The sequence below is a fragment of the Cerasibacillus sp. genome (assembly GCF_036516575.1).
Taxonomy (GTDB): Bacteria; Bacillota; Bacilli; order Bacillales; family Amphibacillaceae; genus Cerasibacillus.
The window spans coordinates 1-24152 of record NZ_DATBTY010000030.1 but is presented as its reverse complement, the minus strand read 5'-3'; the positions used below and the strand labels follow the sequence as shown (position 1 = coordinate 24152).

At 36.2% G+C, this 24152-nt stretch carries 19 protein-coding genes; 15 read left to right on the top strand and 4 right to left on the bottom strand.

From position 1 onward, the window contains the following. The 12 genes from tnpB to VIG73_RS05105 all read left to right on the top strand — a co-directional run. A partial coding sequence (tnpB, locus tag VIG73_RS05160; RefSeq protein WP_331639639.1) for an IS200/IS605 family element RNA-guided endonuclease TnpB occupies positions 1–1096 on the top strand: 1096 nt, incomplete at its 5' end. A 245-nt stretch (positions 1097–1341) separates the two neighbouring features. Then, positions 1342–3648, top strand: coding sequence for an S-layer homology domain-containing protein (locus tag VIG73_RS05155; protein WP_331639636.1), 2307 nt, complete (start codon positions 1342–1344; stop codon positions 3646–3648). A 108-nt stretch (positions 3649–3756) separates the two neighbouring features. After that, positions 3757–5013, top strand: a complete 1257-nt coding sequence (locus tag VIG73_RS05150) for a polysaccharide deacetylase family protein (protein WP_331639643.1) — start codon at positions 3757–3759, stop codon at positions 5011–5013. A gap of 630 nt (positions 5014–5643) precedes the next feature. Further along, positions 5644–7125, top strand: coding sequence for a 4-hydroxyphenylacetate 3-hydroxylase family protein (locus VIG73_RS05145; protein ID WP_331639634.1), 1482 nt, complete (start codon positions 5644–5646; stop codon positions 7123–7125). 10 nt (positions 7126–7135) lie between these two features. Next, entirely contained in the window at positions 7136–7810 is a 675-nt protein-coding gene (locus VIG73_RS05140; RefSeq protein ID WP_331639632.1) for a DUF2848 family protein, read from the top strand. A 61-nt stretch (positions 7811–7871) separates the two neighbouring features. Then, the gene (locus VIG73_RS05135; protein WP_331639630.1) at positions 7872–8570 is read left to right on the top strand and encodes a hypothetical protein; all 699 of its coding nucleotides are present in this window, start codon (positions 7872–7874) and stop codon (positions 8568–8570) included. Positions 8571–8588: 18 nt separating this feature from the next. After that, positions 8589–9608, top strand: coding sequence for a TRAP transporter substrate-binding protein (locus VIG73_RS05130; RefSeq protein ID WP_331639627.1), 1020 nt, complete (start codon positions 8589–8591; stop codon positions 9606–9608). A gap of 108 nt (positions 9609–9716) precedes the next feature. After that, on the top strand, positions 9717–10130 hold the full coding sequence (locus tag VIG73_RS05125; protein ID WP_331639625.1) for a TRAP transporter small permease: 414 nt from the start codon (positions 9717–9719) through the stop codon (positions 10128–10130). Then, entirely contained in the window at positions 10127–11401 is a 1275-nt protein-coding gene (locus VIG73_RS05120; RefSeq protein ID WP_331639623.1) for a TRAP transporter large permease, read from the top strand. The genes VIG73_RS05125 and VIG73_RS05120 overlap by 4 nt, the downstream gene beginning before the upstream one ends. A 14-nt stretch (positions 11402–11415) precedes the next feature. Continuing rightward, positions 11416–11904: a flavin reductase family protein gene (locus VIG73_RS05115; RefSeq protein ID WP_331639621.1), complete on the top strand. Its 489-nt coding sequence runs from the start codon at positions 11416–11418 to the stop codon at positions 11902–11904. A 17-nt stretch (positions 11905–11921) separates the two neighbouring features. Continuing rightward, positions 11922–12704, top strand: coding sequence for a carbon-nitrogen family hydrolase (locus VIG73_RS05110; protein WP_331639619.1), 783 nt, complete (start codon positions 11922–11924; stop codon positions 12702–12704). A gap of 94 nt (positions 12705–12798) precedes the next feature. After that, on the top strand, positions 12799–13464 hold the full coding sequence (locus VIG73_RS05105; protein ID WP_331639616.1) for a GntR family transcriptional regulator: 666 nt from the start codon (positions 12799–12801) through the stop codon (positions 13462–13464). 80 nt (positions 13465–13544) lie between these two features. On the opposite strand, the gene VIG73_RS05100 is transcribed toward VIG73_RS05105, so the two are convergent. After that, positions 13545–15533 carry an acyltransferase family protein gene (locus VIG73_RS05100; RefSeq protein WP_331639614.1) on the bottom strand — a complete coding sequence of 663 codons (1989 nt, stop codon included), beginning with the start codon at positions 15531–15533 and terminating at the stop codon, positions 13545–13547. Between the two features lie 136 nt (positions 15534–15669). Between VIG73_RS05100 and VIG73_RS05095 the strand changes: the two genes are divergently transcribed. The 3 genes from VIG73_RS05095 (at position 15670) to VIG73_RS05085 (ending at position 19157) form a co-directional block, all read left to right on the top strand. Further along, positions 15670–17661, top strand: coding sequence for an S-layer homology domain-containing protein (locus tag VIG73_RS05095; RefSeq protein ID WP_331639612.1), 1992 nt, complete (start codon positions 15670–15672; stop codon positions 17659–17661). A 166-nt stretch (positions 17662–17827) separates the two neighbouring features. Next, positions 17828–18763, top strand: a complete 936-nt coding sequence (locus VIG73_RS05090; protein WP_331639610.1) for a glycosyltransferase family 2 protein — start codon at positions 17828–17830, stop codon at positions 18761–18763. Continuing rightward, complete coding sequence (locus tag VIG73_RS05085) at positions 18756–19157, top strand: GtrA family protein (protein ID WP_331639608.1); 402 nt, start codon at positions 18756–18758, stop codon at positions 19155–19157. Before VIG73_RS05090 ends, VIG73_RS05085 begins: the two co-directional genes overlap by 8 nt. Before the next feature lie 104 nt (positions 19158–19261). Here VIG73_RS05085 and VIG73_RS05080 read toward each other — a convergent pair whose 3' ends face one another. The 3 genes from VIG73_RS05080 to murJ all read right to left on the bottom strand — a co-directional run. After that, the gene (locus VIG73_RS05080) at positions 19262–21826 is read right to left on the bottom strand and encodes a YfhO family protein (RefSeq protein WP_331639641.1); all 2565 of its coding nucleotides are present in this window, start codon (positions 21824–21826) and stop codon (positions 19262–19264) included. A gap of 230 nt (positions 21827–22056) precedes the next feature. Further along, positions 22057–23337, bottom strand: coding sequence for an oligosaccharide repeat unit polymerase (locus VIG73_RS05075; RefSeq protein WP_331639605.1), 1281 nt, complete (start codon positions 23335–23337; stop codon positions 22057–22059). 13 nt (positions 23338–23350) lie between these two features. Next, a partial coding sequence (gene murJ / locus VIG73_RS05070) for a murein biosynthesis integral membrane protein MurJ (RefSeq protein ID WP_331639603.1) occupies positions 23351–24152 on the bottom strand: 802 nt, incomplete at its 5' end.

Below are 24152 nucleotides of genomic sequence, written 5' to 3'. Positions count from 1 at the left end.
TTTAATTGCTAAAACCATCGGTTGCTCTCGCTTTGTGTTTAATCACTTTTTGGCTAAATGGAAAGATGCGTACGAAGAAACAGGCAAAGGGTTGACCTATACTACTTGTTCTTCTCAATTAACACAATTAAAGAAAGAATTGGAATGGCTAAAAGAAGTAGATAGTATCGCTTTACAGTCTTCTCTTAAAAACCTAGCCGACGCATATAGTAGATTTTTCAAGAAACAAAATAAAGCACCTCGCTTTAAATCTAAAAAGAATAAAGTTCAATCTTATGTTACGAAATACGTCAATGGCAATATCGCTATAGTAAGAAATACGATTAAATTACCGAAACTAGGCTTAGTGAAATTCGCTAAAAGTAGAGAAGTAGAAGGACGTATTTTAAACGCTACAATTAGACGTAACCCTAGTGGAAAATACTTCATATCTATACTTGCGGAAACCCAAGTAGAAAAACTACCAAAAACTAATTCTTCCATAGGGGTAGATCTTGGATTAAAAGACTTTGCGATTCTTTCGAACGGTGAAGTATTTAGTAATCCTAAATGGTTTCGTAAGCTAGAAGATAAATTAGCAAAAGAACAGCGTATATTATCCAGAAGACGAGATTTAGCAATAAAACGAAAATGTCAATTAAGCGAAGCTAAAAACTATCAAAAACAAAGACGGAAAGTCGCAAGATTACATGAGAAGATCGTCAATGCACGAATGGATTACTTACATAAAATCTCTACTGAAATCATCAAAAACCACGATGTGATCGGAATAGAAGATTTGCATGTATCCAATATGCTAAAGAACCGCAAACTATCTAAAGCCATTAGTGAGGTTTCATGGTATCAATTCCGAACGATGTTGGAATATAAAGCTAAATGGTACGGCAAGCAAGTAATAGTGGTATCTAAAACGTTTGCTAGTTCTCAACTCTGTTCAAACTGTGGATACCAAAATAAAGACGTTAAAAACCTTAATCTCCGTAAATGGACATGCCCGTCATGTCATACCCATCACGATAGAGATATTAACGCAAGTATTAATCTCAAAAAAGAAGCTGAAAGACTTCTAACCGTAGGGACTACGGGGATCGCCTAATCAATTAGAGTTCGTTAGAGCTCTGTACTTAGGAATCCACTACGGCTTTAGCCTAGTGGTAGTTCAACATCTCTGCCTCAGGATAAAGTGAATGTCTTTTAAACTATAAATTTTGTAAGCTTTAGACTGATGTAGAATAAAGGAATTTGTTATGAAAATGCTATTATTTCTGATATCTCTTTTATTGTTCATTTGGTATAATTGTGTAAAGATTACACATCTTATTGAAGAATGGAGATTAGCATATGAGCCAAAAATTATTTTTGACGAGCACGATTGTTGCAGCTGTTGTCGCAACGTCTGTCGTGCCAACAACAGCACTCGCTGCAAAAGCGACAGATATTAATAAATTACATCCAACAGATAAAGCATTTGTAGAAAAATCAATTGAATTAGGATATTTTTTAGACCGTCCTACATTCAACCCTGACCAACCGATTACACGCGGTCAAGCAGCGAAAACATTAGCGCGTGAAGTAACAGGCGGTAAAACAATCGCGGATTATAAAGCATTTGTTGAAAAAGAGCAGTTAGAAAAGAAAGTAAAGCCATTCAAAGATGTTCCATCATCTTATAAAACAGGAAATGCGAGCCAGCAAGAATTATATTATGTTTCATTAATTGTCAAACATGCAGGAGCTTTTACACAAGACCAATTATTGCCGAATGCCAACACGAAGCGTAGCCAAATGGCGAAAATGGTCGTTGAAATCTTTAACTTAGAAGATACGGGAAAAGCGGTCACTATTACAGATTTAAATCTCATTCATGAGAAAGACCAGAAATATGTAAAAATTGCGGCTCAACATGGATTGACAACAGTCTCTAAGTTCAATCCATACGGCGAATTGAAGCGTAGCCAAATGGCGAAATTTTTAGTGCAAGCCCATGATGCAAAAACTGGGGAAGAAAAACCGGAAATTAGTATCGATAAAGTGATTGTCCCAACGCAAACGATCGATTTGAAATCATTCGTTACATTCAAGTTGAACGACGATAAAAAAGAGATCACAGCGGCTGATTTACCAGAGGGGTATACTGCTAAGTTTAAAGCCTCTCAAAAAGTGTTTGCGGGAGCTACAGAGCCGTCGCTTACGTCGACAACGGGTCAAATTCATTCTAAAGTTGAAGCGAATACAACATTTGACGTGGAAGTCGATATTTTAAATAAAGAAGGAAAAGTCGTCGCTCAATCTAAAGTAGCGAAAGTGACAGTGCTCGATTATTCTCAAGTTGTTGAATCTATCGAGCGTTTAGAGTTAAGTATGAATGGCCAACCGGTCCAATTGGATGAGATTGCCTTACGTGATGAATTAGATGTTCGTCTTTTTGCTAAAGTGAAAGGGCAAAAAGAGATGAAAGAGATTACAGCATTTGATTTAAGCGTGAATCAACCTGCTGTCTTGTCCATCAAAGGGAAAAATCAATTGCAAGCGAAAGCGAAAGGAAATGCGGAAATTACCGTCAGCATTGGGGATTTAAAGCGCATATATAAAGTGAAAGTGAAGGATGAGCGTCGAGTGGACGCGAATAATTCTTCTATTGATCGTAAAGAAGTGAAAATTGCAAAAGAGAAATCACAAACCTTCCATGTCACGTTGAAAGATCAATATGGCGTGGCGAAACCTATTCATGTTGCGAATTTGAAAGTGGAACCAAATGTAGCGACATTGCTTGCGCGTCCAGCTGAAGTGAAACAAGGTAAAGAAGTCGGGCAATACATCATCACACTTCCTGCAAGTAAGGTTGAGCAAAAAGGAAATGTTACAGTATATGCAGATAATGTAGAAATTGGAAAGGTCGATGTAGACGTTCGCCAAGCTTCTCAAGAGATTCATTCTTATCAAGCGACGGTCGAGAATGCTGTATTTGATAAGAAAAAGAATGGTAATGCTAAACAAAAGGTTGAACTGAAAGCTTTTGACGTCGATGGTTTAGAAGTAGCACAGCAACCTATTTTGGACGGCGAACAAATTAAACTCGTATCAAAAGATGAAAAAGTAGCAAAGGTGAATAAAGATACGGTTGAATTAGCGAAAACTGCAAAAGCTGGTGATACAGTTATCGTTGAAATCATCGAAACAAAAGGGGCAATCGTGAAAAAATTAGGCGATGTGAAGTTTCACGTTGTCGATACAACACCGAGCATTACAGAAGTGACATTTACTTCTGAACCTGCCATTACAGAAGAAACGAAATCATTTGATTTAACAAGCGTTATGAATGTCATTGCAAAAGTCGGTGGAACGGATGAAACAGTTCCAGTCACATACGTGGACGGAGAAAGTGTTAAAAAAGGAAAAGTGACGGTGCAAATGGCATCTGTCGCAACCGATGCACCTTATGTTTTCGGTGAAGTGGTCATCACTTTTAACGATCAAAGTCTCGTTGAAAATGGCCCGATTCAATTAGAAGTAAAAGACGGTAAAATTTACGTGAAAGCTATTCCACAAAAAGAAGAAGTAACAGGAACGTTGAAAATTGCAGTTATTCAAAATGACACCTTTATTGAAAAGGGAGGCACATTCCCTGTAAAGATTCAAAGCAAGTAACATATATTTAAGGGAAGCAATTGTCGTAAATCGCTCTTTAAAATGCTCAAGCATTTTGAAGGGCGATTTTCACAAGGAAAATTGAAGGAGGCATCCCAATTGAAACGAATGGTATTGCTCGTTTTTTTAGTTGTGAGCATGTTCAGTTTAGGGTTTTACCTTAACGAGAGAATGACAGTTCCTACATTTACCATTGTCGCGAAATCTGATGAGGTACCCATTTATATTGAACATTTAAATGATTACTATCCAATGGGAACACTATATGCTAATACTCCAGTAGAACCTTTGCAACAGCTAGAGGACTATTATGAAATTGCATGGGGGAATGGCACGGGGTATTTGCGTAAAGAAGATGTAGTGGAGCAAGAGCGAAAAATTAAAAAACGCGCAATTAAGCACCCATCGAATGAAATGGTGTATACGATTGAACAAACCCCGATTTATGAACGGTCATTTCGAAAGCTAATTCCCATTGCTTCGATTGAAGCAGGGTTTCGTTACCCTATTGTTAGAGAATATAATGAAAACTGGTGGGAAGTGAATGTCGGCGGGCGATCAGGATATATTGCTAAAAAATCGACAGAGCCCGATCGAGGTATACCCGTCTTAATGTATCATCATTTATTAAAGCCTGAAGAAAAAGAAGGATCAACATTAAAAAAATCGTCCTCTACGATTACGACAGAGGAATTTGAGATGCAAATGCGTTATTTGCATGAAGAGGGATATGTGACACTACGCACAGAAGATTTAGAGCAATATTTGAAAAAACAACGCAATGTTCCTGCAAAAGCAGTTGTTTTAACGATGGATGACGGAAATATTAGTTCACGCATATATGGGTATCCTATCTTGCAAAAATATGGTTTATTTATTGATCAATTTATGATTACAGAACGAACACCGGATGAGCCGCTTCCTTTTAACTTCCGACGTTTAGATTTTTTAAGTCATGAAGAAATGAGAGCGATGACGGACCATTATGGTTTTCATAGCCATACCCATGGGTTACATTGGCAAACAGAAGAAAAAGAACCTTTTTTGCTCGTCAAACCGAAAGAAGAAGTGTTAGCGGATTTACGTTTAAGTCGCTCTCTGCTGTATCAAACTCCTTATTTAGCATATCCTTTTGGACAATATGATGAGGAAGGAATCGAGCTTGTGAAAAAGGCAGGTTTTCGTTTAGCTTACACAACAAAACCGGGATATGTCACGTTAAATACGAATCCTTACGAAATCCCGAGACTTGGGATAGAGCCGTATTTACCATTAGAGGAGTTTATTTCTAAAGTAAAATTACCAAGACCTTTACGAGAAGAGGCCCCCGAATTCCCTTCTGTAGAGGTTCAGGAGGAAATATAACAGGTGCCATTGTAATTCAATGGATTTTCAAAGGCGATTCTATATTTCAGGAGCCTTCTATTACAAGAAAAAACTCAATAAATAGTGAGTAGTTTGCAAGGTAGAAGATAAACTACGCATATGAATAAAAATGAAAATAGAAACTAAATAGCCTAGCACCGGAACTTTAACGGTGCTAGGCTATTTAGTTTCTATATCATACCGCACTTGATTAAAAAATATCTTATCTTCTTCTATTTCTCGAGTACACTCTATAAATTTTGACCAAGTTTGAGTATATGTAATTTGTGATGAAATAGCTAAAGAAGCTTCTCGAAATCGAAACGGTTAACTTGAAATTTATCGAAATAAGTTTTTCTTCGTCTCATTTTTTCTCTCGTTTCACTTTTCTAAGAGATGTAATTAGGTATTTCAGAAAAGTTGCCTGTTCTATAGTGTATTCCAATTATTTTGAGTTAATTTTAGGATTTTGAGATTGCTTAGAATACCGCCGTGTATTAGCGTTTTACTAGTTCAAAAAAATTATTATCAGAAAAGTTTAAAAATGAGTTGACAACACTACCCCACATAAATATACTGTATACATAACACAGAGTACTGTGTTGATAAATTTGATAGGGGTGGAAATGTATGGTGAGAAATGGTCAACAATATGTAGAATCACTAAAAGGGAATCGGACAATTTTTGTGAATGGGGAGAAAGTTACTGATGTCGTGAACCATCCAGCATTTCAAGGAATTGTAGCTACAATAGCAAAGTTATATGATATTGCAGCGGATCCGACAAATAACATGACTTATGAAACTGACGATCAAACAGTTGCAAATAAAATTTATATGATTCCTAAAAATATGGAAGATATTAAAAGTCGTCGAGAAGCAATTGAATGTTGGTCACGCTCTACTTATGGAATGGTGGGTAGATCTCCAGACCACGTGGCTGGATTTTTAGCAGGGTTCGCAAGTATGCCTGAAGTATTTGCACGTGGTGGTCAACAATACGCTGATAATTTATTAAATTTTTATAAACATGTGAGAGACAATGATTTATATGTTTCTTATGTCATTATTCCACCACAAATTGATCGTAGTAAAAGTGTTCATGAATTAGAAGATGAATTTTTGGCTACTGGTGTATATGAAGAAAAAGAAGATGGTATTGTAGTTCGAGGTTCTCATATGCTAGGAACAGGGACGGCAGTGTCGAATTACTTATTTGTAAGCGTTATCAATCCTTTGTTCCCAGGAGATGAAAAGTATGCACTTTCTTTTGCAGTACCAGTAGACACACCTGGATTGAAATTGTATACGAGACCAAGCTATGCCTTAGGAAAAGAAAGTGTTTATGATCATCCTTTATCAACCCGTTTTGATGAGAGTGATGCATTAGTAGTTTTTGATGATGTATTTATTCCGTGGGAACAAGTATTTGTGTATCAAAATTTAGAAGTTCAACGAGCTCAATTTACTGAAACACCAGCTCATCGGATTGGCAATCATCAAGCTCAAGTAAGGTTAACAACAAAGATTAAATTTGCAATTGGATTAGCAAGAAAAGTAGCAAGAGTGAATGGAATCGACCGTATTCCAGCTGTACAAGAAAAACTAGCTGAATTAGCAACGATTTCGACAAGTGTAGAAGGGCAGCTATTAGCATCTGAATACATGTGTACTTATGATAGCAATGGAACTGCAATTCCTAATGCAAAGTTTCTATATGGTTCTATGGGAAGACAAACGACACTTTATTCTCAAGTAATCCAAATTTTGAGAGAGCTAGTTGGCGGTGGAGTTCTACAAGTTCCATCTTCTTATAAAGAGTTAGTAAGTGAAGAAACTTTGAAAGATATGAATCGATACATTCGTACAGCTAATTCAATGGAGGCAATTGAAAAAGTTAAGTTATTGAGATTAGTGTGGGAAGTCATTGGCTCTGAATTTGGAGGGCGTCATCAACAATATGAAATGTTTTATGCTGGAGCCGCTCATGTCGTTAAAGGCTATGCTTATCGGAATTATGACTTTGAAGAAAATGAGAAACTCGTAGAGCATTGCTTATCAGAATATGATATTTACACAAAGTCAGATAAAACTATTAAAAATGTGATTTAGGAGAGAGTATATGCGATTGTTATTAGATGATAAACAAATAGAAGTATGTGTAGAAGACCTTGTTATAGCGGGATATACTTCACGTAATCAGGAAGATTTAAAAGCTCATATTCGTGAATTGGAAGAAATTGGTGTTCAACCTCCTCCTCAAATACCCATGATTTATCATGTATCTAAAGAGTTACTAGATACAAAAGGTAGGATTTCAACAATTGGCAAAGAATGTAGTGGAGAAGCTGAAATTGTTCTGTTAGAACAAAAAGGGAAATGGTATTTAGGGTTAGGGAGTGATCACACCGATCGTCAGTTAGAAACATTTTCTATTCAGAAGTCTAAGCAAGTATGTGGCAAACCTATTACTAATGAGTTTTGGGATGTCGATAAAATTATCCACCACTGGGATGAAATTGAATTGAAAAGCTGGATTATTAATGATCAAAATGAAAAAATATTATACCAAAATGGAAAACTAGACTCATTTATGTTGCCCAAAGATTTAATAAAAGTATTAGAAGAAAGGAACTACCCTTTAAAAAATGTTTTAGTTTTTGGTGGGACAATTCCTTTACTATCTGAGGAGTTTTTATATAGTACGAAGTTTGAAGCTCAGCTCATTGACCCAAAGTTGAATAGGAAATTAACACTTATTTATGAAGTGAAAGAATTAGTAGATACTAAAAGTTAAAAATACGAAAGATAACATCTTTACTACCAATAAAGTATTCTTTCAAAAGAGGAGTTTTAATATGAAAAAAGAATTAGAGTTTGTTCCCTTTCAAAATTTTCCGAAAGAAGAATTATTACCCGTACAAGGATTGAGTCAGCGCGTTATTGCAGAAATTAAGGGAAGCGGTATTGCAACCCGTATTTTAGAATTTGAACCGGAAACAGATACGTCTCCAAATGGCATTCAAATTCATGATTTTTGGGAAGAATTATACATTATCGAAGGCAGTATTATTGATTTAAAATTAAATGAAGAGTTTAAAAAAGGAATGGTAGCATGTCGTCCTCCAGGGATGGAGCATGGGCCGTGGATTTCGCCTAATGGATGTAAAATATTTGAGGTACGCTATTATTCGAATCATGAAGATTTAGAAGAAGCGAAAAAAGAATTAGAATTTGTGCCCTTTACACAGTTTGCAAAGCACGATTTAAAACCTGTCGTTGGACTTTCGCAAAGAATTATTGCCCAAGATAAAAAAACAGGAGTCGCAACGAGAGTGTTGGAATTTGAGCCTAAAACAGACACTTCAGCAAATGGTATTCAAGTTCATGATTTTTGGGAAGAATTATATATTATTGAAGGAAGTATCGTAGATTTGGAATTAAATGAAGAATTTAAAGAAGGAATGGTAGCATGTCGTCCTCCAGGGATGAAACATGGTCCATGGATTTCACCCAATGGATGTAAAATATTTGAAGTGCGCTATTATGCAAAGTAAAGATCTGGGAGGAATAACATGAAAAAACTTATAGGGGTACTATTAGTTACAATTTTGATGTTGTTAGGTTGTTCCAATGATGAAGGAGGAAAACAAACCGATTCATCTGAAGGTAGTAAAACTATCACTTTAAAAATGGGGAATATTACTAAGGAAACAGCACAATTAAGTAAAACATTTGTTGCGATTGGAGAAGAATTAGAAAAAAGAACAAATGGACGTATTAAAGCTCAATATTTTCCAGCGGGACAATTAGGTAATGAAGCAGATATGCTCCAGCAGGTGAATACGGGCAGTTTAGATTTAGCAATGATCACAACAGCTCAACTTAGTTCTTCTTCTGACGCATTCTCATCTTGGCTAATGCCATTCCTTGTAGACACTCAAATGCAAGGGTATGAATTAGCGATTAGTGAAGAATCAATGAGTTTGTTTGATACTTTAGTAAATGAAAATGTAGTTGGTCTAGGATATGCAAGTTCAGGATTTCGCTACCTATTATCAACTACTCCGATTACAGAAGCCACAGACTTTAAAGGATATAAAATACGGACAACTCCTAGCCCGACAATTTTGGATTTTTGGAATGACTTGGGGGCTGCACCTACACCTATGCCGTTAACTGAAGTGTACACCTCTCTCCAAACGGGAGTTATTAAAGGAGTAGACATTGATTCAGAAGGAGTCGTTTCTGAAAATTTAACAGAAATCGCCAAGGACTTAACGCCAAGTAAACATATGTTATGGGTCGCCGGAATTTTAATTAATAAAGATTTGTGGAATTCTTTAAGTGAAGAAGATCAATTGCTATTGCAAGAAATTGTAACAGAGAAAACAAAAGAAAATTTTGAATTAGTAGAAAAAAATGAACAACAGTTACTAAATGAAGGTGAGGAGAAGTATGGCGTGACTATTCATCAACTAACTGATTTAGAACAATTTTCTGATACGGTTCAAATGTTGCATAAAAAATGGGGAGGAAATTATCCCCAATTAGAAAACTTTTTACAGAAAGCAGAGGATATTCGGACGAAGTAGGTGATCATAATGGTAACTCAACGAAAAAGTAAAAATTTTTTCACTCTAATTATTCAGTATATTGAGAAAATTCTGATGTGGAGCGGAGTTTTTATCGGTAGCTTGTTAATGATTAACGTCGTAGTGGCAGTTATTTTTAGATATGTATTAAAAAGTCCTGTCTATTGGGCAGATGAATTATCCTTAATTTTATTTGCATGGCTAACTTTTATAGGAGGAGCACTAGCTCTGAAGCGTTCAGAGCTAGCTGCTGTAACAATTCTATTAGATAAATTACCATTACGTACAGTTAAGTATATTCATTTTTTAAATCAATTTCTTATTATTTTATTTTCGAGCATAATGATTATCTACTCTATTAAATGGTTAGGAAGCCCGAGTGTTCAAAATATGGTTTCACCGACTTTAAAAGTTAGTATGTTTTGGATCTACAGCATTATTCCTATCAGTTTTTTATTTATGATTATATTTTCAGTAGGGCACCTCTTTGACAAAGCAACTGACAGGGAGGAAAAAATATGATACCTATTTTCTTGTTTTTTTTCCTTATGATTTTAGGAGTACCTATTGCCTTTGTGTTAGGGATGACTACCGTTGGATTTGTTTTTTTAAGTGAAAATATTAATGTAATGGAATCGATGCCTTCTCGAATGTTTAATGGCCTACAAAATTTTGGCTTAGTAGCAATCCCAATGTTTATTTTTTTGGGGGAAGTCATGAATAAAGGTGGAATAACGAAAAGATTAATTGATTTTTCACAAGTGATTTTAGGACACTTGAAGGGCGGATTAGGTTATGTAAACGTTGTAGCTAACATGTTTTTAGCATCTATTATTGGATCAGCAAATGCTCAGTCAGCAGTGATGAGTAAAGTTATGGTACCTGCAATGGAGAAAGAAGGGTATCGAAAAGATTTTAGCGCCGCATTAACTTCAGCTTCTTCAGTTATGGGACCCTTAATCCCTCCAAGTATGCCTTTTATTATATTTGGAGTTACTGCTAGTACTTCGATTGGAAAGTTATTTTTAGCAGGAATTGCCCCGGGCATTTTATTAACGATAGCGTATGGGGTTGCTATTTATTTTATAGCAAAAAAAGAAGATTTACCTACTTCTGAAAAATCAACGGTAAAAGAAGTGTCGATCTCTTTTGTGCATGTTCTTCCTGCTCTAATAATTCCTTTATTTATTGTAATCGGAATTACTACTGGATTTTTTACAGCAACTGAATCAGGAGCAATGGCAGCGTTTGTAGCTGTTTTAGTAGGTATGTTTATTTATAAAGATTTAAAAATGAAACATATGTATGAGATTATTTATCGTACTGTGATAACTACCTCGACGGTTACATTTTTACTAGCAACATCTAATATATTTGGTTGGGTACTAAGCTTTCAACAAATCCCACAATTAATTGCTGATGTATTTTTATCTATCGCGAGCAATCAATATATGTTTTTAATATTGGCTACAATACTTCTACTGATTGTAGGAATGTTTTTAGAAGGAATAGCAGCATTAATTTTGCTGGTTCCTATATTACTACCAGTTGCTGTACAGTTTGGAGTTGATCCCGTTCATTTCGGAGTTATTATGGTGTTAAATTTAACGATTGGTTTATTAACTCCTCCAGTAGGTACTGTATTATTTATTGTATCCTCCATTACAAAAGTAAAAATTGGGGATTTAGTTAAGAGTATGATGCCGTTTTTGATTATTGCTTTTATTGTATTGTTACTTGTTACTTTTATTCCAGCAATATCATTATTTATTCCAAGTTTATTTAAATTATAAAGTGAGGTAAAAAGATGACAAATTTTGATTTTAAACAATTTAGAAATGCGATGGGAACATTTGCAACCGGTGTTACAGTAGTTACTGTAAAAGATAGCAATTCTGAAGTTCATGGGATGACGGCCAATTCATTTTCGTCAGTTTCGTTAGAACCACCGATTGTTTCAATTTGTGTAGATCAGCGAGCGCATACATTAAATATGATACAAAAAAATGGAAGGTTCGGAATCAATATACTTAGCGAAGCACAAGAAGACATTTCTAGACTATTCGCTGGTCAAAAAACGAATTCTACTGATGTAGACTGCACATTTCACTATAGTACACGTGATATTCCACTGATTGAAGGAGCACTTGTTGCTTTAGAGTGTGAAGTTTATAAGGAAGAAGTTGTTGGCGATCATACGGTCTTCTTCGGCTTAGTAAAAGGTATCACATTTGGGGATGAAGAAAAACCACTCTGTTTTTATAAAGGGCAGTATACAGAATTAAATACTCGTTGAGGAAAGGAGAAGATATTATGCAAGTAGCAATTTATCAAATGGAAATAGTACCTGGTAAGCCAGAAGAAAATCGTGAGAAAGTAAAAAGATGGGTATCTAATTTAGAGGGAGATAGACCTTTAACTATCGTTTTACCAGAGTTATGGACAACTGGATATACATTGCCTATATTTGAGCAAATAGCAGATGAGGATTACGAGCCAACGAGACAGTTCTTGAAACAATTGGCACAAGATTATAATGTTAATATTGTTGGAGGGTCATATGCAAATCGCCGAGAAGGTAAAATATATAATTCTTCCATAGTGATTAATGCAAGGGGAGAAGTAGTTCATTATTATGAGAAAATTCACATGGTTCCTATGTTAAATGAGCATTTATATTTGACTGGGGGGAATCGTAAAACAGAAATATTTGAATTGAACGGTATCAAGTGTGGATTAATTATTTGTTATGATTTACGTTTTACTGAGATTATTCGACCTCTAGCATTAAAAGGAGTAGAAGTATTATTTGTAGTAGCGGAATGGCCAACAAGTCGTTTGACTCATTGGAATATTTTACAGTACGCTAGAGCAATTGAAAACCAATTTTTTGTTGTATCATGTAATAATGTAGGAGAACATGAACAAGTAGAATATGGAGGAAATTCAAAAGTAATCGATCCTTGGGGAAATACAATTGTCTCAGGAGAAAAGATTGAACAAACTTTAATGGCTCAGCTTAATATATCTGAAGTAAAAGAAATTAGAGAAAAAGTTCCTGTTTTTAAAAGTCGCGTTCCTCATTTATATCGTTAAGATCACAAGCATATTATACAGAAAATGTAACAAGGTTGTATTTTAATCCTGTTTTAATGTATGATGTACTGTGTATACATTGAAAGGATTGAAGGTGAGTAAATTGTTAAATATAGAACCTGTTAATAAAGTAAGAACAACAAAAGAAATTGTATATCTTCAACTTAAAGAATCAATCTTTAAAAATGATATCCCACACGATATGATTTTAACTGAAACGCTCTTGGCTGAAACATTAAATACTTCGAGAACGCCTGTTAGAGAAGCAGTAGCTGACTTGGTGAAGGAAGGTTTACTACAATTAATACCTAGAAAAGGTATTAAAGTCCGGGAAATTTCAGAAAGTGAAAAAGAACAAATTATTTTCTTAAGAACAGTGATTGAATTGGAAGGGTATAAAAATATTTGTGAAAAACTTGATGAAAAAATCATCGCTGACTTCTATGATTTAATTGAACAACAAAAACAGTGCGTAGAAGATAAAAATCCCATCGTTTTCATTGAGTTAGATCAACAATTTCATTTTAAACCAATTCGTATTGCAGAGTTATTTTTTTTAGAAGAGGTTCTTTTAAATATGTATGATTTAACTCGATTAATCGGTCATAAAGCACTTTATAAAGAGGGGCGTATGGCTGAGGTTATTGAAGAACACACAGCTATAGTAAAAGCTTTAGAAGAAAGAAATTTTGTGAAAATTGAAGAGAAGTTGTTAGAACATTTACATCGGACGCAAAGTAGCGTATTAAAAAATAATTAAATAATTTGTTTATATTAATTTCTGCTAATATTATAGACGCAAAAGGGGAATAAAATCATTTATGATTTTATTCCCCTTTTTTAAGATTTCATTTGTAATGCTTGTTTTAACGGCTTCTCCATAATGGGTGCTAAGGAGCGTGAGAATGAGGCCGTAATATGGTTGCTGTCAAAATGTGTGATGACATTGCCGATGATTGGATAGCAATACTCTTCATCACAAAAGTAATCTGTTGGGTCGAACACGGTGGCGTTTGTAGGAATAGTGGATGCTGTGCTCAGTAAGCTCGGTTCGCGAACGATATCGCTGCGTGGGATTTTACATACTTCATTCCAATCACCATCCGCTTCTCGTAAGCAATCGGGAATGCGGTACGGATACCACGGTGTATCTCGCACGAGGAAGAGCGGAACGTTCGCCTCTTCAAAGACTTTCCATGCGTCGACGAATCCTTCTGGCAAAGTATCCCCGTCAAACTTAGAAATATCTCCTGTCGTGAACACGAGATCAGGTGGATTCGCAAGAACATGTTCAATGACGTTATCGAACCAATCGAGACATTCTGGATGATCGCTCGTATCTTCAAGTGTGAAGCGACATTTTCCTTTTAAATACGTCGTAATTCGAACATTGTTGTCTTTTCCGAATTGGTCGAGCATCGGTTGCCAATGCGCACTATGGGAGCCACCAATTAATGCGATCGTTTTTTCATACTGTTTTGTTTCACCATATTCACATAAATCAAAATCGATTTGTCCATCGATAGTGAAGCAACCATCTCTATAAACTTCAGATGAATCATGTTGACCTGTCGTTAAATCAGGTATGAGGGTGTCACGATTGTAAGTTTTATAATCATCATTTGATAAATAAATCAATGCGCCCGGATTATCACTCGTGAGTAATGCTTGTACATTCGGTGGTGGAATGACCGTGACGTGATAAATCCACAACCCGCTCCCGACCAGTGCAATAATCGTACTGAGACGAATGACTGTTAGGCGGAAAGACGTGTTGATTTTACGCAATGGTTGTTCAATGCCGTAAATTGTGACATAAGCAAGTACAGTGGCTAAAGCGATAATCGCAAGACCTGCTTTTAATGAAACTGTACCGCGATCGAAATAATGGAAAAACAAAATTAAAATAGGCCAATGCCATAAGTAAAAGGCATATGAAATTTTACCGAACGATACGAGCGGTTTCGATGCGAGTAAGTTGTACGCACTCCATTTTTGACTCGTATTTCCTGCTAGTAAAATCAGCACAGCAGACATCGTCGGCCAAAGTGCCGCATATCCTGGAAAGACAGTCGACACTTGAAAGATGACTCCGCCAATTAAAAGGCCAATTAACCCGAGCCAGCCGAATAACCATGCGACAACTTTCGGGAGTTCAATGCGGTGAATGATGATCGATATAATGCCACCAAGTCCGAATTCCCACACACGCGTGAACGTATGATAATAGGCGACAGGCTGGTTGACGCTCGTCAAGTAAACAGAATAAATAAAAGAAGCGATGGAAACAATGACGAGTATCACAAGTACGAGTCGCTCAAATTTTAATCGGCTCATCGCTTTTTTCGCAAATAAAGCGCTTTTAAATAAGAAGAGCCAAATGAGATAAAATTGAAATTGAATACTTAATGCCCAATAATGTTGATAAGGAGATGCCTCGTTATTTTGAGCTAAATAATCGACCGCATCGTTGGCGAGTTGCCAGTTTTCAAAATAAAAAAGCGAAGCGATCAACTCATTGAAAAATTGTGGTCTCGTATGAGAAGAAACGAGAAAGTAACTCGCAATAAACGTTACGATTGCGATAAACCAAGCAGAAGGCATAAGACGCTTCAGTAACTTCACAATATATTGGAAAATAAAAATCCCATCTTGTTTACGATACATCGAAAAGAGCGATGTCGTAATTAAAAATCCTGACATAATAAAAAACACGTCAACTCCGCCAGAAACGCGATTGAACCAAATGTGATAAACAGCGACTAAAATCGCAGCAATCGCACGGACTCCTTCAATTTCTAGGCGGAAACGTTTCGGTTGATTTTGCAAAAACAGGTACCTCCTTCAAGCAAATTCATTACTAATAGTGTATCGGAAGAAGGGGAAAAGTGGAAGGTAAATATGCTATACTGAAACATAAGACAGGAGAAAAAATGTCGGAATTTATTGTGTAGGAGGAGAAGGAATGAAGAAATTTTGGATTGTGATGGTATTATTAATAAGTTTCGTCGTCATGCCCAATGAAGCGTTCGCACAAGAGCAATGGATTACTCCAGTGAATGAGCGCGCAACGATTCATTATGAATTGCATAATGAATATTTACCAATGGGCCAATTATTGAAAGGAGACGCTGTAAAAGCTCAAAAACAGCAAGGAGAATACTGGGTCATTACGTGGGGGAATGGAGTAGGGTATGTGAAAACCTCTGAAATGAAGTTAAGTACAACTGAATTTAGAGGGGTTCCGATGACAAAACGAAATTCTAACACTGTAGTGTATACGACGACGGATACCGTTGTCGTCGATAATTCTAAAGGAACGTTACGCCCTTTCGCTCAGATCGATGCAGGTTTTCGTTACCCGGTTGTCCAAAGTTGGGGGTCTTGGTGGATGGTTGATGTCGGAGGACGAGTGGGGTATATTTCTAAAACAAAAGCTGCCTTGGATGAAGGAATTCCTGTGTTGATGTATCATCATATTTTAACACCAGCAGAAAAGAAAGATTCTCCTTTTGCACATGTAAATACGACGCTCACGACGGTTCAATTTGAACAACAAATGAAATATTTAAAAGATAATCAGTTTACACCATTAACGACGTCCGACTTAGAAAAATATTTAAATCGTAATCAAAATTTGCCGGCGCGTACCGTATTATTGACACTAGATGATGGCAATATCAGTTCACGTGTTCATGGATATCCGATTTTAAAAAAGTATGGAATGATTGCCGATCAATTTATTATTACGGGACGTACGCCGAAAGAGCCTCTTCCATTTGATCATAAGCGGTTGCGTTTTTTAAGTAATCAAGAGATGGCAGAGATGAAAGATGTGTACCAATATCATGCTCATACAGATGCTTTACACAATTTAACTTTGCAAAATAAGAGCTTTTTTGTGGCGAAAAGTGATGCTGAAATACTAGCAGACTTAAAACGTAATCGGGAAAAGCTAAACGGAACTCCTTATTTTGCTTATCCGTTTGGTCAAACAGACAATCGTTCAGCACGTTTATTGAAGCAAAGTGGAATTCGTCTCGCTTACACGACAAAGCCAGAGCGTACGAAGCTCGGAACAAATTTATTATTCGTTCCGAGACAAGGTATTGATCCAAGCTTCTCATTAAAACAGTTTGCTGACCGAGTGAAGGTAAAGTCGCCAATTGCTTCTAAACCGCCTATTGTAGAAAAACCTAAGCCACCTGTGGATCCAAACCAACCATTCCCAGACGTATACAAAAAAGATTACTTTTATGCATATGTTATTAATTTAAAAGAACGACAAGTTGTAAAAGGATTTCCAGATGGGCTATTCAAACCTTATCGAGAAGTGACACGTGGACAAGCTGCTAAAATGTTAACATTAGCACTTAATTTGAAAAATGAAGAGATTGAAAAAATCCAGCAATTTAATGATGTACCTGTTACGGACGAATATTATGATGCTATTCAGTTGCTTGTTCAATACGGCGGTGTTACTGGATACTCCGATGGAACATTCCGTCCACACGAACCTTTGAAGCGAAGCCAAATGGCTAAAATTATCGTTCATTTATTTAACTTACCTATTTCGGATTGGAAAGAGGGAACGTTTACAGATATTCAAGCTTCTGAAGACTTTGCGAAATTTGTTCAAACCTTGCATGATTTTGAAATTACAACGGGTGTCCAAGGACAATTCCAACCGTATCGCACGGTATCACGAGCACAATTGTCAGCCTTCATTCGACGTGGAGAAGCTGCGCTTTCTTTATTGCCACCTGTGCTCGCGAAGCCCGAAGAAGATAAGGACGAACAAGCACCTACAACAGATGAACAAACACCAGCCGAAGTTTCGAATCCTTCTGTCAAAGAGGAGATCGATGACCTAAACGAAATCGTACCCGTTGAACAAGAGAAGACGGAAATAGAACAAAAGGAACAGCTTGAAGAAGAAACGATTGTAGCCGAATAAGCAAAAAAGCACGAACGTAAATAAACGTCTCGTGCTTTTTGAATTATTGGATGATCATCGTATGAATTATGAAAAAACAATTTATCCTATGGTATAATGATACCGTCTGTTGGGCGTGTATAAAGCGCTCAAATAAAATGCAGTAGAGAGAAATGAGGGTAGATGGATGTCGTTACTTTCCGTCATATTACCTTCGTACAATGAAGAAGCAGTCGTTGAACATGCAGCGACCGTATTACATGAATTGTTTACGAAGGAAGACATTCCGTATGAATTATTATTTGTTAATGATGGTTCAACGGACGCAACATGGACAATTATAAAAAAAATGAACGCAAAAAATCCTCAAATAAAAGGGATTCATTTATCAAGAAATTTTGGAAAAGAAGCTGCGATTCTAGCAGGATTACGAGAAGCAACGGGTGAATGTGCCATCGTGATGGATGTCGATTTACAACACCCTCCCGAAACTGCGGTAGAAATGTATCGCTTATGGGAACAAGGATATCAGATTGTGGAAGGAATTAAAGCCTCGCGAGGGAACGAGGGAATCTTCTACAAGGCTTCCTCGAAATTATTTTATCGCTTGATTCATCGCGCTTCTGGATTTGATATGCAATCATCTTCTGATTTTAAGTTATTGGATCGTATTGCGATTGAAGCGTACTTACAATTACCTGAACGTCAGCTTTTTTTTAGAGCGCTATCTTATTGGCTCGGCTATCATCAAACGACCGTCCCATTTCATGTGCAAGAACGACATGATGGCGAAACGAAGTGGTCTTCTCTTAAATTAATGAAATATGCAATTGCAAATGTAACATCATTTTCTGCTTTACCTATGCAGATTGTTACACTTGTTGGTTTTTTATTTATGTTATTTTCCATCGGTCTTGGAATCTATTCACTTGGGCAATTTCTAACAGGCAACTCTCTAGAAGGGTTTACGACGGTTATTTTATTATTACTCGGCATCGGCAGTATTATGATGATGAGTTTAGGAATAATCGGTTATTATATTTCAAAAATTTATGAAGAAACGAAAAGGCGTCCGCGATATTTAATTTCGAAACGTACTTCTCAGGAGAATCGACATGCGTAAATATATAGACGCATCTATGTATCGATTTTTAATTGTTGGAATTATCAATACGATTGTCGGAACGGCGATTATGTTTGGACTTTATAATTTCACATCCGCTTCCTATTGGTTCGCTTCTGGAATGAACTATTTTTTAACGAGTATTTTAAGTTATTTTTTAAACAAATATTATACGTTTCAGCATAAAGGAGAAACATGGCGTTCGATGATTCGTTTTACGCTAAATATTGCCGTGAGTTATCTAATCGCATACGGGCTTGCCAAGCCTATCGTTCTTTTCTTGTTGAAAGATATGTCACTTACTGTACAGGAAAACATTGCGATGCTCGTCGGTATGATTTTGTTTACCTTTATTAATTATTTCGGTCAACGTTTTTTTGCTTTTAAAAAATGAAATATACAGTTGAAATTGTAATTTATTATAAATTTGAGAAACTTAAAATAAAACGCATGAAATCAAATGTTCGATATGATTTCATGCGTTTTCATATTTAAGGTTCAATCTTCTTTTTTATACTTTTGCTTTGTGAAAATATGGAGTAAGATCACAAAAACCAATGTGAAAGCTGTAATTCCAAAGCCGAGACGTAAAAATGGGCTTTGATACGTTAAGACAATTGTTTGTTCTCCTCGTTGTACAGGAACTCCGACAAAAGCTTCGTTAACTTCTTTTGTTTTGACCGTCTTGCCGTCAATTGTCGCGGTCCAACCTCGACTTGTCGGAATCGTTGTGACGAGCATGCCGTCTGTTTTGGCATGTCCTTTTAATTCAACGGAATTCTGATTGAAAGACACAAGCTCAAACGCATTTTGATTTGCTCGTTCAGAATGCTCTGCTAAAGGAGCGAGCGGTAATTTTTCTACTTTTAAATCACGGATGATATAAGATCCTTCCGTCAATTGCATCTGAATAGCCGCGGTTCCTGGCTCATAATGAATATGCATTGCAAATTGATCAATAGGCAATGAGTAAATATAATCATCTCGTCGTTTCTTTAATTCATTTCGATTAATATCGACTGAAAATTCAGCGCCATTTATTTCTTTTAATTGCATTGTCAAAATAAGATTATGATGTTCATCCACAACTTCTGTAAATGGAATTGTCAATTGCTCGTCTCCATTAACATGTAAAATACCATCTGTTAAATATTCTTTGAAAGGAACTGTTTGTTCAAATAATGTAGTCGGCAAATCAAAATTAGAGGAAGATGTTGTCACATCATCTATGACGTAAGCTTGAGTTAACAACATTTCACGCATACCGACAGACATTTCATCCCATTCTTCTTTTGCAATTGCATCAGTTTGGACGTAAGCGAATGGGAAAGGGTAATCGATTTGGTATATATATTGATCGGCGATGTGTTCTACAAGTGTATATCCTTTAGGGCGATATGCAAAGTGGTCTTCAATTGCTAAATAATCAGCTTTTAAAAAGCTTTGAATATAGAGTCGCTCATCTAAATTATAAAAATGACTCAAAGAATCAAATTGCTTAATTTTAAAATCTTCATAAATGAAGCGTCCGACTTGCTGCGAGAGTAAACTATGATAAGAAGCGGTCGTCGGTACGTCAAACAGTAATCCTAAATTATGTTTACTAAATCCTTGCGTCTGAAACGCATAGGGTTGATAGTATTGCAGGCGATGAAAACCTTCCTGTTCCTTTACATACTCGGCAACTTGTTGTTCAGTATGTAAATAATTTTCGTTGCGATACGTGTTATCCATTCTCGTCAAAAGTACGTCTGGCTCGAAAGTGACCGTTAATAAAAAATAAAGTTGTTGCATCGTTATAATCACTGCGACAAAACATGCGATGAAAGCTCGCTTCGTTGTTGGTGAGAGTTTAGGAATGTAAAATACAATGGGCATGATGAAGTGAAGAATAAGCACATATTTTCCGTAAGGCAATTCTCTAAACTGTGGGAACCCTTCTGTCCACCAATAGGCATAAACGAAAAAAGTGATATAAGCAATATAGTACATCGGGTGGACGGTTCGTTGTTTGGCAATCGCGTCTAATACGTAAACAGAGATAATGGAGATTGAGAAAATAAGTAAATAAACCCAACGAAAACTCGGTGCAGAGAAACCGTTAAACATTGAATCGATTTTAGGAGATTGATAAAAAAGCAACATAATAAAAGTCATTATAAGGAAACGAAGCGGAATAATATGTCGCTTTGTGGCACTAACAAGTAAGAAAAACAGTGCAATAACAGGGATAGTAATAGTCGAAATGGTCAAAAAGACATTAGCGGGCATATTGTAATAAAATTCCGTATGATAAAGCCAAGCGACGATATGTTCTTTATCAAAACGATACGCATTTAAAAATTGATAAATCGCTGGTATAAAACTATATGAAGCAAGTAATAGTCCTAGTATGTAGTAGCCAGCTACCTTAAAACCGTTCGTCCATCTCGAAATCCAAACGTCTTCCTTTAAACGAGTAAAAAAAGAAACAAGAGTATAAATTATTAAATAAATGGTTGTAATATATCCAAAATAAAAACTAGACTGCACCATAATACAGACAGAAACAATGAATAATGTCGGTCTTCCTTTTTGCAAGAGTCGTTCTATTCCAATCATAACGAGTGGTAAATAAACAAAAGCATCCGCCATAAAGTCATCTGTGAAAGATCGTTGCATGAGATAAGTAGAACCGATATAAATGAAAGCTCCAACCAATGAAGACAAGTTTGAACGTTTAAGTTGTTTCATAAAAGCATAGAATAAGACTCCACTTAAAATGAATTTCAATATACTTAAGAAAAGGGAGACTTGCGTAAGCTGCTCAAATGTCTCTGCGTTCCATAATAAAGAAAGCCATAGGAAGGGAGAAGTCGCATAGTAATAAATAAATTGGGCAAAAATATCTCCACCTAAGCTGTAGGCCCAAGACCATTCAAAATTACCTGCAAGATATTGGCTAGTTAAAAATTTTTTGAAAATTATATATTGATCAAAAGTGTCGCTATAGGGGTAAAAAAAAGGTACTTTATAAATGAAAAAATAAAGGTGTAGGGCAAAAGAAATATAAATAATGGCCATAACACTTAAAAAAGTAGAGATGTGTTTTGACATGTAAAAATTCCTTTCTTTGGTGAATTTAATCTGCTCCTTCACATTTTGGAGAATTTAGTGAAGGAAATCAAGTCCTTTTTAATTTTCTTATTTGAAACATTAGAAACTCTAATCGTTTCTATATAATTTGGAGCGATAAATTTAACAGAAAAATAAAAAAACGAACCATTTCTGAAAGAAATAGTTCGCTTTGAAAATTATAGTGTTTTTTTCTTTGGTGCTTGATTGATTGAAGCTGTCAAAATAACGAAGCCAATCATTAAGACGAAGATTAAGTCGAGTAAACCTGTATGCATCGTCACAGTAAAAATAGTTAAGACGAATGCGAATGCGACGGATTGGTAACTGCGAATGCCGGCATTTTTCACCTGATTGTAAAGTAAAGCGATGATAAAGCCGTAGAAAGCGAATCCTAAAGCGACGAGTAAGTAACCGCCGTCTAAGAAGAGTTGTCCAATATAAGTCGGTGTTGTTGTTCGCGTTGGGCGCGTAATGTATTTTCCTTCTTCGACACTCAATGAGTTAACGACTTCGGTTACTTTCATACGAGGCGATGTTTGTTCACCAGGAAGTAATGTAGCGAAAATCCCCGCATGAATTTCCCCGTTTAAATAACCTTCTTCTTGTGTATATTCAATAATTTTACTTAAAACGATATGTCCTGTCACGGCTTCACCATTTAAAGAACGTATCCATTTCGGAACGGAGTTTACTTTTTGTTCTACAGTAATTAATTCTTTTTCTTTTTCTTTTGTTAATTCGACATCTGGCTGTTCGCGAGAGTTAAAGTCGAGTGATGTATCCTCTGAAATAACACGGAAAAATCCGAAGAGAGAAAAGAATATTCCAATGATGAGTAGAGTAGTTAGGAACCAGGTTAACTTAATTTCTTTCACGACGTAGTGGAAGATAATTAATCCTGTAAAGAGCATAACGATAATTGGAGTACGGTATCCCATCAATAAGTAAAGGAACATTAAACCACCATAAAGCGCTCCGTACATGAGTAATTTTCCTTTTGACATGTTTTCATCTTGAATAATTTTTAACGAGATGATCAGCATTGTGGAGAACCAAAGTAATTGACTTAAGAAGTTCAATTTCGGATCTAAATTTCGACGAATCGATTCGTCCGTAATTCCAACTTCGCCGCCTGCAATCATTGAAATGTATGCGACAAGTCCAATCAGCCCGAGTAAATAAATCGCCCACATCGTATAACCACGTAAAAAGGAAAGGCCGAATGTCGGGAATGTCCATCCTTTTTTGTCAACGAAGTAGACAGTCACATAATAGCTGGCAAGCGCTACAAAGACTGCTGGCCAAATTGAAACCGTTACATTAAAAAGTTCAAAACGGTGGAAATCAAATAAACTAACAAAGAAATACAGCATCAAAATAAATGGTAAGAAAAAATAAGGTGAGAATGTGTCGATGCGATTCATTCGCTCGGCCATCTGTTTAATCGTTGTTTTCATAAGTCATGTGTAATCATCGAATAGACGATGAACTTCCTCCTTTAGATATGATCGTTTTAACGAATTCATTTTTAAATAACATGAGTACGCCGAAGTAAATGATGACACCTGGCAAAGCAATTGTCAAAATATGCAACAATGGTGGCAACTCAGCAATATCGGTAAAGCGATCAGCAATATTGATTAAAATAGTCATCATAACAGTAGCGATGACGACTTGCAATGTGTTTTTCAATAAGTAACGACGATTTAAGCCACCAACAAGTTTCCAAAATGTTGTGAAGGTAATGAGTGAATAAATTAACGCGACGATAGATGCTGATATTGCAATTCCTTGTGCGCCAAATTGTTGAGAAAATATCCAGTTTGAAACGATATTCAAAACAATAGATAAAACTCCGATTCTCATCATATAATGACCTTTTTCTAACGTGTAGAAACCTTTGGCGATGACAGCTTGTATAGAATAGAAGAAAGTAGAGCCGATGTAAAGAATGGAATAAGAAGCGACGGTACTTGTACTCGTTGCAGTAAATTTACCGCGCTGATAGACGAGTTCAACTAACTCATCCATTAAAGTAACCATACCTGCTAAAGCAGGTGTTAAAAAGATGAGTAAAAATAATAACCCTTTCTCAATTCCTATCTTAAATTCTTTCATGTTGCGCTCACCATGTGCTTTGGCGATAATCGGAAAGACCATCGTCGCAATCGTCACAGCGAAAATCGCTTGTGGAATATTGACGAGACGAAAAGCGTAGTTCAAATTCGAAATAATTCCTTCGTCTCCTAAGCGAGCCGAGAAGAACATATTA

Bases quoted from the DNA above. Each gene is read 5' to 3' on its own strand.
- VIG73_RS05155 (WP_331639636.1), top strand. From the start codon at position 1,342: ATGAGCCAAAAATTATTTTTGACGAGCACGATTGTTGCAGCTGTTGTC.
- VIG73_RS05150 (WP_331639643.1), top strand. From the start codon at position 3,757: ATGGTATTGCTCGTTTTTTTAGTTGTGAGCATGTTCAGTTTAGGGTTT.
- VIG73_RS05145 (WP_331639634.1), top strand. From the start codon at position 5,644: ATGGTGAGAAATGGTCAACAATATGTAGAATCACTAAAAGGGAATCGG.
- VIG73_RS05140 (WP_331639632.1), top strand. From the start codon at position 7,136: ATGCGATTGTTATTAGATGATAAACAAATAGAAGTATGTGTAGAAGAC.
- VIG73_RS05135 (WP_331639630.1), top strand. From the start codon at position 7,872: ATGAAAAAAGAATTAGAGTTTGTTCCCTTTCAAAATTTTCCGAAAGAA.
- VIG73_RS05130 (WP_331639627.1), top strand. From the start codon at position 8,589: ATGAAAAAACTTATAGGGGTACTATTAGTTACAATTTTGATGTTGTTA.
- VIG73_RS05125 (WP_331639625.1), top strand. From the start codon at position 9,717: ATGATTAACGTCGTAGTGGCAGTTATTTTTAGATATGTATTAAAAAGT.
- VIG73_RS05120 (WP_331639623.1), top strand. From the start codon at position 10,127: ATGATACCTATTTTCTTGTTTTTTTTCCTTATGATTTTAGGAGTACCT.
- VIG73_RS05115 (WP_331639621.1), top strand. From the start codon at position 11,416: ATGACAAATTTTGATTTTAAACAATTTAGAAATGCGATGGGAACATTT.
- VIG73_RS05110 (WP_331639619.1), top strand. From the start codon at position 11,922: ATGCAAGTAGCAATTTATCAAATGGAAATAGTACCTGGTAAGCCAGAA.
- VIG73_RS05095 (WP_331639612.1), top strand. From the start codon at position 15,670: ATGAAGAAATTTTGGATTGTGATGGTATTATTAATAAGTTTCGTCGTC.
- VIG73_RS05090 (WP_331639610.1), top strand. From the start codon at position 17,828: ATGTCGTTACTTTCCGTCATATTACCTTCGTACAATGAAGAAGCAGTC.
- VIG73_RS05085 (WP_331639608.1), top strand. From the start codon at position 18,756: ATGCGTAAATATATAGACGCATCTATGTATCGATTTTTAATTGTTGGA.
- VIG73_RS05080 (WP_331639641.1), bottom strand. From the start codon at position 21,826: ATGGCCATTATTTATATTTCTTTTGCCCTACACCTTTATTTTTTCATT.
- VIG73_RS05075 (WP_331639605.1), bottom strand. From the start codon at position 23,337: ATGAAAACAACGATTAAACAGATGGCCGAGCGAATGAATCGCATCGAC.